The organism is Enterobacter sp. 302C9 (genome assembly GCF_034106085.1).
Lineage (GTDB): Bacteria > Pseudomonadota > Gammaproteobacteria > Enterobacterales > Enterobacteriaceae > Enterobacter > Enterobacter asburiae_B.
On the sequence record NZ_JAWNBW010000001.1, the window covers coordinates 1,121,404 to 1,133,295 of the forward strand.

The 11,892-nt window shown below is 53.6% G+C and carries 18 protein-coding genes; 17 read left to right on the forward strand and 1 reads right to left on the reverse strand.

Features of this window, described 5'->3' with window-relative positions:
* Nucleotides 1-267: 267 nt before the first annotated feature.
* The 4 genes from UR289_RS05580 to UR289_RS05595 all read left to right on the forward strand — a co-directional run bounded on the left by UR289_RS05580 (nucleotide 268) and on the right by UR289_RS05595 (nucleotide 1,962).
* Nucleotides 268-492: a class II holin family protein gene (locus tag UR289_RS05580; RefSeq protein ID WP_320709298.1), complete on the forward strand. Its 225-nt coding sequence runs from the start codon at nucleotides 268-270 to the stop codon at nucleotides 490-492.
* Entirely contained in the window at nucleotides 470-964 is a 495-nt protein-coding gene (locus tag UR289_RS05585; RefSeq protein WP_320709299.1) for a lysozyme, read from the forward strand. Before UR289_RS05580 ends, UR289_RS05585 begins: the two co-directional genes overlap by 23 nt.
* Entirely contained in the window at nucleotides 961-1,338 is a 378-nt protein-coding gene (locus UR289_RS05590) for a DUF2570 domain-containing protein (RefSeq protein ID WP_320709300.1), read from the forward strand. The genes UR289_RS05585 and UR289_RS05590 overlap by 4 nt, the downstream gene beginning before the upstream one ends.
* A 414-nt stretch (nucleotides 1,339-1,752) precedes the next feature.
* Nucleotides 1,753-1,962, forward strand: coding sequence for a hypothetical protein (locus tag UR289_RS05595; protein ID WP_320709301.1), 210 nt, complete (start codon nucleotides 1,753-1,755; stop codon nucleotides 1,960-1,962).
* Nucleotides 1,963-1,998: 36 nt separating this feature from the next.
* On the opposite strand, the gene UR289_RS05600 is transcribed toward UR289_RS05595, so the two are convergent.
* Entirely contained in the window at nucleotides 1,999-2,430 is a 432-nt protein-coding gene (locus tag UR289_RS05600) for a hypothetical protein (protein ID WP_252093159.1), read from the reverse strand.
* Between the two features lie 20 nt (nucleotides 2,431-2,450).
* Between UR289_RS05600 and UR289_RS05605 the strand changes: the two genes are divergently transcribed.
* The 13 genes from UR289_RS05605 (at nucleotide 2,451) to UR289_RS05665 (ending at nucleotide 11,866) form a co-directional block, all read left to right on the forward strand.
* The gene (locus UR289_RS05605) at nucleotides 2,451-2,966 is read left to right on the forward strand and encodes a terminase small subunit (RefSeq protein WP_320709303.1); all 516 of its coding nucleotides are present in this window, start codon (nucleotides 2,451-2,453) and stop codon (nucleotides 2,964-2,966) included.
* Nucleotides 2,966-4,438 carry a terminase gene (locus UR289_RS05610; protein WP_320709304.1) on the forward strand — a complete coding sequence of 491 codons (1,473 nt, stop codon included), beginning with the start codon at nucleotides 2,966-2,968 and terminating at the stop codon, nucleotides 4,436-4,438. Before UR289_RS05605 ends, UR289_RS05610 begins: the two co-directional genes overlap by 1 nt.
* A 12-nt stretch (nucleotides 4,439-4,450) precedes the next feature.
* Nucleotides 4,451-5,920 carry a DUF1073 domain-containing protein gene (locus UR289_RS05615; protein ID WP_320709306.1) on the forward strand — a complete coding sequence of 490 codons (1,470 nt, stop codon included), beginning with the start codon at nucleotides 4,451-4,453 and terminating at the stop codon, nucleotides 5,918-5,920.
* A complete protein-coding gene (locus UR289_RS05620; protein WP_320709308.1) occupies nucleotides 5,847-6,848 on the forward strand; it encodes a phage minor head protein in 1,002 nt (333 codons plus the stop codon). The genes UR289_RS05615 and UR289_RS05620 overlap by 74 nt, the downstream gene beginning before the upstream one ends.
* Nucleotides 6,849-6,885: 37 nt before the next feature.
* Complete coding sequence (locus UR289_RS05625; protein WP_320709310.1) at nucleotides 6,886-7,224, forward strand: hypothetical protein; 339 nt, start codon at nucleotides 6,886-6,888, stop codon at nucleotides 7,222-7,224.
* Between the two features lie 188 nt (nucleotides 7,225-7,412).
* Nucleotides 7,413-8,783: a DUF2213 domain-containing protein gene (locus UR289_RS05630; protein ID WP_320709311.1), complete on the forward strand. Its 1,371-nt coding sequence runs from the start codon at nucleotides 7,413-7,415 to the stop codon at nucleotides 8,781-8,783.
* On the forward strand, nucleotides 8,783-9,244 hold the full coding sequence (locus tag UR289_RS05635) for a hypothetical protein (protein WP_059287862.1): 462 nt from the start codon (nucleotides 8,783-8,785) through the stop codon (nucleotides 9,242-9,244). The genes UR289_RS05630 and UR289_RS05635 overlap by 1 nt, the downstream gene beginning before the upstream one ends.
* A complete protein-coding gene (locus UR289_RS05640) occupies nucleotides 9,241-10,296 on the forward strand; it encodes a major capsid protein (protein WP_320709314.1) in 1,056 nt (351 codons plus the stop codon). The genes UR289_RS05635 and UR289_RS05640 overlap by 4 nt, the downstream gene beginning before the upstream one ends.
* Nucleotides 10,297-10,328: 32 nt before the next feature.
* The gene (locus UR289_RS05645; protein ID WP_320709315.1) at nucleotides 10,329-10,625 is read left to right on the forward strand and encodes a hypothetical protein; all 297 of its coding nucleotides are present in this window, start codon (nucleotides 10,329-10,331) and stop codon (nucleotides 10,623-10,625) included.
* Between the two features lie 2 nt (nucleotides 10,626-10,627).
* Nucleotides 10,628-11,008, forward strand: coding sequence for a hypothetical protein (locus UR289_RS05650; protein ID WP_320709316.1), 381 nt, complete (start codon nucleotides 10,628-10,630; stop codon nucleotides 11,006-11,008).
* The gene (locus tag UR289_RS05655) at nucleotides 11,008-11,181 is read left to right on the forward strand and encodes a hypothetical protein (protein ID WP_320709318.1); all 174 of its coding nucleotides are present in this window, start codon (nucleotides 11,008-11,010) and stop codon (nucleotides 11,179-11,181) included. Before UR289_RS05650 ends, UR289_RS05655 begins: the two co-directional genes overlap by 1 nt.
* Entirely contained in the window at nucleotides 11,181-11,531 is a 351-nt protein-coding gene (locus UR289_RS05660; protein ID WP_320709320.1) for a hypothetical protein, read from the forward strand. Before UR289_RS05655 ends, UR289_RS05660 begins: the two co-directional genes overlap by 1 nt.
* A gap of 47 nt (nucleotides 11,532-11,578) precedes the next feature.
* On the forward strand, nucleotides 11,579-11,866 hold the full coding sequence (locus UR289_RS05665; RefSeq protein ID WP_320709381.1) for a hypothetical protein: 288 nt from the start codon (nucleotides 11,579-11,581) through the stop codon (nucleotides 11,864-11,866).
* The last annotated feature ends 26 nt before the right edge of the window (nucleotides 11,867-11,892 follow it).

Below are 11,892 nucleotides of genomic sequence, written 5' to 3' on the forward strand. Positions count from 1 at the left end.
ATATCGATAATCATGTGAATAATTCGATCCACTACGTCCGGATTCTTATTAATTCTGTACCTGCCACGTCTACGTCTGCCCATTTTTATCTCCTTTTAGGGATGTATCGGCAGGGATGTGAAGAAACTTTATTCAAAGGCTCACTTATGTGGGCCTTATTTAATTCAGGCTCCGGGAACCATCATCGACACGCCTATTTGTTAAATCGTCCCGAGGGCCTGACCCCTTTTAAACACACAGCACCCGCTAACAACGCGAGGTGAGAGCATGTATCGCATGGAAAAAATAACCACTAGTGCTGCCTATGGCGCTTCAGCCGGGAGCATCCTCAACGGCATGCTGAATGCCTACAGCCCCGAGCAGTGGAACGCTATCGGCGTGCTGGTGGGTATCATCATTGCCGTACTGACGTATCTGACAAATCTTTATTTCAAGATCCGCGAAGACAACCGCCGCAGCAGGAGCCGAGATGAACCCGACACTCAGGAATAAGCTGGTGGGTGCCATAGTTGGCGGATCCGGAGCAATCACCATTGCTGCAGTAATGCTGGGCAATGCGGATGGACTGGAAGGGCGTCGCTATTACGCCTACCAGGATGTGGTCGGCGTCTGGACCGTTTGCGATGGTCACACCAGTACCGACATTCGCCGCGGTCACCGCTACACAGATAAAGAGTGTGACAACCTGCTGAAGGCAGATCTGCGAAAGGTGGCAAACGCCATCGACCCGCTGATCAAGGTTCGTATCCCTGAGCCTACCCGCGCCGCACTTTACTCCTTCACCTACAACGTTGGCTCTGGTGCTTTCGCCAGTTCCACGCTGCTGAAGAAGCTGAACTCCGGTGATGTGCAAGGCGCCTGCAAAGAACTGCAGCGCTGGACTTATGCCGGTGGCAAGCAGTGGAAGGGGCTGATCACCCGGCGTGAGATTGAGCGTGAAGTCTGCGAGTTGGGCAAGAAATGAGCCGATTAACCGCAATCATCTGCGCTGTCGTTATTTGCCTGCTGGTCTCTATGGCCTGGGCGATTAACCACTACCGCGACAACGCCATCACCTACAAAGACCAGCGCGATAAAGCGTCGGTCCGGGCGGAAACATCAGAGGCGATCACCAACAACATGATCACCACGATGAACCTCATCCGTGACATTTCACAGGCCACCCAGAATGCAAAGAACGAACTGGCCCAAAAAGGCGAGACGCGCATTGTCTACATCAGGCAGGCGCTTGAAGGCGATCCGTGCGCTAACCAGCTTGTTCCTGCTGCCGCTGCTGACAGCCTGCGGGAATACACAGACAGTTTACGTCCCAGCTCCGGTGGTGCCGATAAGCGCTGACCTGACATCAGACACGCCGATCCCCGGAATGGTGGTTCCGTTCACGTGGCAGGCAAGTCTGGAGTTGAACGCTCAGCTCTATACGGCGCTGGGGCAGTGCAATCTGGATAAGGCGGGGATTAGAAGTATTGAAGAACGCCGAAGCGTTTTGCCAGCAACAGGCAGACCAGAATGATGATCGCATGAACGCTGTCAGCGTAGGCGATTGCAAGTTCGAATAACTGATTTGGGGACATGTTACCTCCTGTAGAAACGAGGCAGGGGAATTCCTGCTTCCATAGTGGTCTCTAAAGGCCTTCGTTGGATTTCCAGCGCCGTTAGACAGAAGAGACCATCCCATAGTGATAGTTAAGTACTGTCCACAGCAGCAGGTATTCCTTCTGATGATCCCAGAAATGGATAAAGAGGTCCTTAATGTCCGACATCTACCAAATCACTCTAACCACCCAAACAGGCGAAACCTTCATGGGCAAGATGTCACGACGCCAGCCTGAACTGGTTAACGGCTTTGTGCCGCTGGCGACGGAAACAGGTGAGTGGCTGTATTTCGCTCCTGCAGATGTGAAGCGCGTGCAGTTCACTCCTCTGCCCAACATTACTCTTGAACAAGAGGATGAAAATTAACAGGGTGGGTAAAATTCACCACCCTTGAAATGGTTTCTAAATTAAATTATTAAGAGAGGCAGACTCGATCAGGGCGTTCATGAAATGATATTCAACATTTTCAGCATAATCGGTGTCGATTGAAGGAGTCGAATCTGGCGCCCCAAAATGCATGCAATTGTCCCAATCAAGAAAAACTTTATGAAATTCCTGATTTTTTCCATCCCGAGACGTGTAAAAAGTGATGACCCCGATTAACGAGCCCTCGTGAAGTGAAAGCTTGCTTTCCGTAAAACATTTAAAGCGTAGTTGGGGAATTAAAACTTCAAGCTCACCATCCTTTAACTTTATGGAAATTTGCTTATTAAGGTCTCGTTTGTTATTCCATGCGGTGTTAACCCGATCCAGTAAGCCATGCGTATTTTGCTGTAACAACTCACCTTTCTTCGAAAGTAATTGCGACAATCCGATAAAAGTTAATGAGCTCATAAATCCTCCTTGGAGAAGAAATGGCACTCACCGACAAGCAAGAGATGTTCTGTCGCGAGTACCTCATCGATTTAAACGCCACGCAAGCGGCTATTCGGGCGGGGTACAGCGCAAAGACAGCTAACCGCACTGCGTCCGAAAACCTGTCAAAACCTGACATCCAGTCCAGAATTGACGAACTTAAAGCGCAACGCAATGATCTGGTTGGCATAAATGCGACATACGTCCTGAATCGTCTCGTTGAGATAGACCAGATGGACGTGCTGGACATCCTGACCTCGACCGGAGAGCTCAAGCCGGTTTCTCAGTGGCCTAAGGTCTGGAGGACAACATTATCCGGGCTGGATGTCGTTGAGATGTCAGCTGAGGGAAACACCGCCGCACTGCTCAAGAAGATTAAGTGGCCTGATAAAGTTAAGAACCTCGAGCTGATTGGTAAGCACATCGACGTCCAGGCATTCCGTGAGCAAGTTAAAACAGAGCACGTTGTTGATTCAATATCTGACCTTATGGATTCACTGTCTCAGGGGGCGTAATGAAGCCTGAGCACATCAAGCTGCTGTCCGACAAAGACTGGCGGTTGAACAATCTATACTGGATCACCGACAAAGAGGGAAAGCCGACGCGGTTCAGGATGACACCTGAGCAGCGGGAATACTTCGAGGGGATCCACACCCGCAACATCATACTGAAAGCTCGCCAGCTCGGTTTCACAACTGAGGTGTGCATCATCCAGCTCGACGCGGCCCTGTTTGAGTCGGCGAAGTGCGCGCTGATTGCCCACACGCTGAATGACGCAAAGCGCCTTTTCCGCGAAAAGGTGAAGTACGCATACGACAAGCTGCCGGTAGAGATAAAGGCGGCCAACCCGGCCAGCAATGACTCTTCTGGTGAGCTCGTCTTTAAGAAGGGCGGATCACTCTACGTAAGCACGTCATTTCGTGGCGGTACGCTGCGTTACCTGCACGTTTCAGAGTTCGGGAAGATATGCGCCAAGTATCCGGATAAAGCCCGTGAAATCGTCACTGGTGCGTTTGAGGCTGTATCGACTGGATGCTTCGCCACTATCGAGAGCACGGCGGAGGGGCGGGCAGGTTACTTCTTCGATTACTGCCAGACGGCAGAGAAAGCGCTGCTGCAGGGCAAACCGTTATCCGCGCTGGACTGGAAGTTTTTCTTCTTCTCCTGGTGGAAGAATCCGCAATACGCAATCGACCCGGTGGAATCGTTGCCGGTGCGCCTGCTTGAGTACTTCGCTGAAATGGAGGCGAAGCACGGCGTAGTAGTCAATGAGCGCCAGAAAGCCTGGTACTACGCCAAAGAGAAAACGCTCGGCGATGACATGAAGCGCGAATACCCGACCATTCCGGCCGAGGCGTTCCAGCAGTCTGTTGAGGGCGCGTACTATGCCAAGCAGTTCCGCTGGCTGTATACCAACAAGCGGATCGGCCAAATCCCGGATAACTCACACCTGCCGGTTCACACGTTCTGGGATATCGGTGTGGGTGACTCCACGGCGATATGGTTCGTTCGTGAGGTCGGCGAAGAGTTCCACATCATCGACTACTACGAAAACTCCGGTGAGGGGCTGAGGCACTACATGAAGGTGCTGAAAGACCGCGGCTATGAGTACGGCGAGCACTGGGGGCCGCACGACATCGAGAACCGCGAGTTCGCTGCTGATGCGAAGTCTCGCAAAGAACTGGCGCGCGAAGGTTACGAAATCGATGGCCAGATGTATTCGATAAACTTCCGCGTTGTGCCGAAAGCCGGCATTGATACCGGCATTGAGTCGGCACGTGAAATCCTCCCACGCTGTGTATTTGACGAGGAAAAATGCTCTGAGGGTATATCCCACCTAGAGGGTTACCGGAAAGAGTGGGACGACAAGCGCGGATGCTGGAAAGACAAGCCTCTCCATGACGCCACCTCGCACGGTGCTGACGGCTTCCGTTACTTCGCTGTGACGAAGAACAACCGCAAGCAGGTCGGCACAGTATTCTTCTAAGGAGCATCGCCAGTGAGCGAACAAGATAACGGCCTTCAGATGGCTGTGAACAACCTCGCCACTGAAATGAGGCGAGCGAATTACCTGAATGCCATCGGCATCGGTGGCGGGAACACGAAGCGACCGACGCTTTACCAGGAATTTGGCTATCCGCGCACGATCACTTTCAACGACTTCTACAACATGTATCGCCGCAACGCCGCTGGCTTCGCTGTAGTGCATCGCCTACTGGATGGTTGCTGGCAGGACTATCCGGTCATTGTTGACGGTGATGAAGCTCAGGAGGCGGAGAATACAAACGCCTGGGAAAAGAAAGTAACCAAGTTCATGAAGAAGCTGTGGCCGAAGGTGAAGGATGCCGATCGCCGCAATATGGTCGGTCGTTACTCCGCGTTGCTGCTGCAGGTCAAAGATAATAAGCCGTGGAACGAGCCAGTAGATATCATGTTGGTGAAATCCTTGGGCGAGTCAGCGCTGGTAAAACTTATCCCGGTATGGGAGCCACAGTTAACCGTCGCCGAATGGGATAACGACCGTCAGTCTGCAACGTTCGGTCAGCCGAAGATGTTCAACTTCAACGAGCAGCCGGTTGGTGATGAGCCTTTTGTCGGTCCGATGCGCGGAGAGCCGGTACACCCGAGCCGCGTTATCCTGTTCTGCGAAGGTTCTGAAGACGACAACGTTCTGTCCGGCATCCCGCTGCTGGAGGCTGGTTTCAACAAAGGCCTCGATATCGAGAAGATTTCCGGCGGTGGCGCTGAGGGCTTTCTGAAGAACGCCAGTCGCCAGATTGCCGTCGAGTTCAGCAAAGAAACCGACATGAACACGCTGACTGACCAGGCTAAGAAGGCTGGCTATGTCGATCTCGGCGAAGCGATGGGCGACAAGGTCAACAAGCTTAACCGTGGCACCGATGCGGCCGCCGTGATGCAGGCCGGGCAGATGCACGTTCTGAGCGTTACGCCCGGCGACCCGGGGCCGACCTGGGAAGTCACCGCGAACGAACTGGCAGCCTCTGTGCAAATCCCGTTCACCATCCTTTTCGGTCAGCAGACCGGGCGACTGGCGAGCGATGAGGATAAAACGGACTGGGCTATCCGTCGAAACACGCGGCGTAATGGCTTCCTGACAGACCGGATCACTGCGCTGCTGGAACGCTTCTGGACGCTTGGGATTATCGACCCACCGACCAAAGGCGAGGTCACCATCTCGTGGAGCGACCTGCTGGCGCCTGGCGAGAAAGAGAAGATCGAGAACGCTTCGAAACTTGCCGACATTGTGCAGAAAACCACTGGCTTCTATGGCGGTGAGCCGCCGATTACAGCCAATGAGTTGCGAGAGGTTGTTGGGCTTGATCCGCTGCCTGAACCAAAAGAACCGCCTGACCCGGACGAGAAGGTGACTACCGATGATCCACTGGCCGATGACACCAGAACAGACGGCAAAGGTGTGGCTGCCGATAGTTCCGCGCAGCAAGGTTGACCCGACCCGATCGGCAAAGCAGGTAACCGCAATGTACCGGGATATCGAAGAGCGGTATCTCGGCATCAAGCGCGCGCTGAAAGCTCTGTTTGACCAGAGCCTGACCGGGCGTGAGCGCAAGGTTAACAGCCATAACTGGCACTTCCTGTGCCACGATAACGGCGCGGATATGCGGCTCTACCAGGTCAACGCCGGTAAGTTCATCTACGACATGTCGGCGCAGGAGCTGGCTGATCTGCTGGAGGCGGTGCAGGCAATTCTTGATGACCATCTGCTGGAGGGTGGCGAGCAGAACCTCTGGGCGATGGATTACGTCGTCGCTGAGGCGCAGCGCGGCACGCTGGAGGCATTCAACAACCTATCGCAGCAGTCGCAGGTGTACGCCAGCCAGACGACGCTACAGCAGCTTTTAAGCAGCCCCGGTTATCTGAACCAGATATCGGCGGCCAGGCTGACAACGTTCAGTGACTGGAAGGTTATCAGCGACACTGCCCGCGGCGATTTAACCAACATCATCACCGATGCGGTAGCGCGCGGGGTGAATCCTCGCGAAACGGCAAGCGTCATCAGCAAGCGTCTCGATGTGTCGATGTCGAAGGCCAAAACCATCGCTCAGACTGAGCAGGTAGGCGCGCTTCGTCAGGCGCAGTGGAACGAAATGGACTGGGCTGCTGACCGACTGGGGCTGAATACCGGCCTGCTGTGGCTGTCAGCGCTCAAGCCGACGACGCGCACCTGGCACGCCAGCCGTCACGGACTCGTTTACACCACCGAAGAGGTGCGCGACTTCTACGCAGAGAACGGCAACCGGTACAACTGCTACTGCAGCCAGATTCCGGTACTGCTCAACGGTGACGGCAGTATCTTCAACGAAGGGTTGGCGGATAAGCTAGCGAAAGAGCGCAAGCAGTGGAAGGTAAGTTCATGATATAACAAACATGAGCATTAACTAAAAAGGAGAGCTCATGTTTTTCAATTCAAAGTTATACACAGGACCAGAAAACTGTCAAAAGCCAGATCACGGCATGCTAATTGGTGATCTTCTGCATGTAAGCATGACTAAAGATGGCGCCTTTAATGCTGCTAGATTTACAGCAAAAGCACATGAGGATTTTCATCAAGCGAACATGATCGTTGATGCTTTAAGACGTGATCTCCAAACTAATATCAAAGTTTGGTCCGTTGGGATGCATGGTGAGACTCTACTTGAAGGGAAGCTGGTTAAAGTTGAGACTATTAGCGATATCGCTGAGAACCGTCTCATAGATGAAATCAGCGTTACTATTAATATTCCTATTGTGTAATCAATTAATTAGTTAAAGGTCGCTCAGGCGGCCTTTTTTTATGCCTGAAAACCACCAATGATGAAACCAAATTGCAAATGCCCGGGCTGTGAGCGCAAGCGTAAAGGCTGGTCAGGGTATCAACCGTGCGCGTCGAAATCATCCGGCAAGGTACTGCCACCACCAAAACAACGCTAAGAGGACGCAACGTGAAGCTATCCAGCATCCACGTTAAATCCCTCGCCATCAACGCCTCTAATATCTCAACGACCACCATAAACGACCAGGAACACTACGTCATTCGTGGCGCTGTCCCGATCGTCGATGACATCGTGATGAATGGCGGCCTGTACCCGGCGGAGGAGATTAACAACAGCTACCAGACGATGGAGCGCAAGTTAATGCCGATCGGCCACCCGATGGTGAACGGCAAATACGTCAGCGCCAACGACCCGCAGGCTGTCAATGACTACTACGCCGGGGCATGGGCTCAGAACGTCAGCAAGGCCAACGACAAGGTCGTGATGGACGTTTACGTCAATAAGGCTGTGGCAGACACCAAGCCTGACGGTAAGCGCCTTATTCAGCGCCTGGACGACATGATTTCCGGCAATAACGCCGACCCGATTCATGTCTCCACCGGACTTCTGCTGAACAAAGAGCAAAAGGCGGGGGAGTCAAAGCAGAAGAAATACTCTTGGGTCGCTCACAACATGCAGTTCGACCACATCGCGATCCTGCTCGATGAGCCTGGCGCCGGTACTCCTGATGAAGGTGTCGGCATGTTCGTTAACGCTGACGGACAGGAGGCCGATGTTGAATCGACAAGCCTCATCGATTCCGCCAACAGCATGAAAGACGGCTGGTGGAACAAAGTGAAGTTCTTCATCAGCAACGCTTCAGAGATGTCATTCGACGACATCTACCAGGCGCTGCGCATGTCCATCAAACAGGACGACAAAAAGTGGCGCTACGTCGTCAGTGTCTGGCCTGACCATTTTGTTTACGAAGAGGATGGCGAGAACGTCAAACCGAAGCTCTTCGACCAGAAGTACCTCATCTCTGACAAGGTCGTAACGCTTGTCGGCGATCCAGTAGAAGTCGTGCGCAAACCAACTGAGTACGAAGTCAAAACCAACGGAGAAACAAACCCGATGAAAGAGAAGATGATCGCCGCGCTCAATGCCGCAGGCGTTAAAACCGAGGGGCTGACCGACGATCAGGTCTGGGATGCCTACAACCAGCAGATGCAGAAGAAAGATGGTGGCGGCGACCCCGGACAGGCTCAGATTAACTCCGACGCTATTACTGCCGCAGTGAATCTGGCACTGAAGCCGCTTACCGATGAAATCAGCACGCTGAAATCTCAGCTGCAGGCGAACGCAGAAAGCGACCTGAAAACCAAGCGCGATGCGGTTAAAGCGAAATTCTCGTTCATGACCGAAGCTGCGATCAACTCGCTGGCTGGCGACGCGCTGAACGACTTGTACTCACAGTGCCAGACCAGCACCGGTCTGAACCCTGCGTTCCAGGGGAATGGCGCTCAGAGTGAAATCCTTAACATGGAGGCACCTGAATAATGGCTCTCGCACCTCGTTTCCATACCGTAATCGCGGGCCCGGCCCGTAAGAATGACCCGCAGGTCATTGAAGCAATCATGGCGGCGGCCGTGAAACCAGGCTCACTGGTGATGCTCGACAGCACCGGGAAACTGGCAGTTCACAATGTCGCTGGCGGCGCAGGCGTTGCACTGGCTCTTCAGCATAACTACATCGGCGGCGGTGACATTCGCGACGCGGTTCCTGCCGGTGATACCGGCGCGGCCATCATGTGCGAAGACGATGTGGATTACCACATGCTGGTCAAAGCGTCGCAGGTACTCCTTGAAAATGAAGGTCTCGTATCTGCTGGTGACGGCACCCTTCAGAAATCCGCTGCGCCTACTACCGACGTAGTTCTGTTCTATTCACGCGAAAAAATCACCGTTGGCGCTGAAGCTCAGCTCGTGAAAGTTCGCAAATCAGGGAAAGCAACCGCATGAGCATGATCGTATTCAACAAAAAGCTTATCACCGAGCACAATCAGGTGAAGCAGGCATGGAATCAGCTGCTGATGCAGCGTGAATCTTTCAACATCAACCAGGGAACCATTGCTGCCCAGTACGGCGGCGCGCTTGAAGTTAACCAGGCCGCGCTGATCTCCAAAGACTACTGGCGTGAAGTGGACAACATCACCACCCGAGTCTTCCGTAATGACGAAGGCAACGGCCTGCTGGATGATCTGCTCGGTCTCGGTACGCCGATTTCTATCGGCAAGACCGCGGCGCTGTACCGCGTTTCCAGTGACGCAGGCAAGGTTCATCGCTCACTGACGGGCCACGTGCCGGAAGAGCTGGATAAAGTCATCTACGACGAAGCTGGTGACCCAATCCCGATCTTCAACACTGGCTACGGCCGTGAATGGCGTGAATGGAACGGCATGCAGTCGGAAAACCTCGACGCGATGGCTGACGATCAGGAAGCGCACGTTGCGGCTATCCGTGAAGACATGGCTGACTACATGCTGTCAGGCGATGCGAAGGTGAAGGTGAAAGGGTATGTCGGCGCAGGTATTACCAATCACGCCAACACCAACCAGGTGGATCTGAGTGCGTCAGGTCTGAATATTGATCTGACCACCTCGACTCCTGATGAATCAGTGGCATTCTTCACCGGCCCGTTCGCCAAGCTTCTGGATGATAACTATGTGCAGGAGAAGGTTAAGCTGTGGGCGTCACCGGACATCATGCGCAACCTGAACCGACCGTATTCCGATGCAGCCGGATTCAAAGAAGGCACTGTGCTGGAATACATCCTGCGCTATGGCCGCATCGAGTCGTTTAACCAGACCTTTAAACTGACCGGTAACCACTTCATCGCTTACGTGCGAAATTCTCAGTACATCAAAACGCGCATCGCCGCGCCGGTGGGTACCTTCATGATTCCGCGTCAGAATCCGTTCGACAACTACAACTCCCTGGTCTGGAGTGCTGTCGGTCTGCAGATTAAGCGCGATTTCAACGGTCGTTCTAAAGTGTTCAACGCACAGGGTTAAGGGGCTTCGGCCCCTTTTCCTCGGGAGAGAGCATGAAAAAGTTAAAAGTAGAGAAGGCTGGTTGCTGGGGAACAATTAACGGCGTATTCCAGCAACTGCCGGTGGGCCATGAGTTCGTTGCGGTTGGTGTGCCACCGGCTTTCGCTGGCCGCGTATCGGTCGTTGGTGAAGTTGAAGAGCAGGAGCTTGAAGTTGCCACACCTGGTGCTGACGATAAACCTGCAGAGCAGGCAGAGCAGGCAGAGCAGGCAGAGCAGGCAGAGCAGGCAGAGCAGGCAGAGCAGGCAGAGCAGGCAGACACCTCCGCTAAATCGAAAAAGGCGAAATAACCATGGCTGACCCAATCACAGCGGCAGACGTGCAGGCGTTCCTCGGTGAATTGGGTTACTCCATTCCGGGTGCGCTGCTTGAGCCGATCCTCTGCTTGGTGAATAAAATCATCCCTTGCCTCGATGGCGCGGGTTATGACGAGTGCACCGCGAAGCTGATCCTGATGTACGCCGCAGCGTTGATGGCTACGTCTTCCGGCGCGCGCCGCATCAAATCGCAGGGTGCGCCGTCTGGCGCGTCCCGCTCATTCGATTACGGTGCTGACAGTATTACCTGGTTGCGTGACTCGCTGGCCAGGCTCGATACCAGCGGCTGCACCGGTGAGCTGCCGATCAGTGCAGGTAACAGTGTCGGCTTGTTCATGGTAGTCGGGGGCTGCTGATGACGTACAAATCAATTAAGCGCGGCCTGCCGCGCTCGTTCACCCGAGTCTGGGTGATGACTGACACCGGGCGGGAGACTACCGGCTACGTCAAATCGGATGGCGAGTGGTTCATCAACTGCCCGCGCATCCGAGCGACTGGCGCGAAGGTGCTGCGCTGGAAGGAGGGCTGATGTCGAGTATTGCTTCGTGGAGTTACACCGCGACAGCCACCATCTGGCGCAAGCTGGAAGGCAATGACGAATACGGCGATCCGCTGGGCTATGCGGAACCTGTTCAAATCCTCTGTGATTACGAGGGCGGGCTCAGCAAAAAGTTAGCCAGTTTGGGCGCCGAAGTCGTTGTGAAGAACACCGTCTGGACTGAATTCGCGCTGGCGGCCGCTGGTGATTATCTGCTGATTGGCGTTTCTACCGAAGCCGACCCGGTTGTAGCCGGTGCCGACGAGGTGCGGCAGGTAATCCGTTACGCCGACACGTTCGATCGTCTGACAGATGATTACGCCATCCTTACAGGAGTCTGATAAACCTGTGCAATAATGAGCCAAAACATTATAAGGAATGACAGGTGATGGGCTTTCAATTTTGGTTCACGGTGTGCGCAATTTTTCTGACATGCCCCATTATGTTTGTTCAGTCGATAATCTTTTTGCGACGAGGTGTCTACACCAAAACCTTTAAGGGGACGATGCGGAAGGAGTATATCCGCAAAGACACTAAACCTATTGAATTCTGGTTCAGCGTTATTGCTCAAATGATGATGAGTGCTGCAGTGCTTGGTTTAGGCTTCTGGTTTTTAGATGACCTACCTGCCTTTCATGGTTGGTACACTGAAATCCGCGCACTGCTCCCTTTTTGATTCACCATTAAATGACACCAAACCTC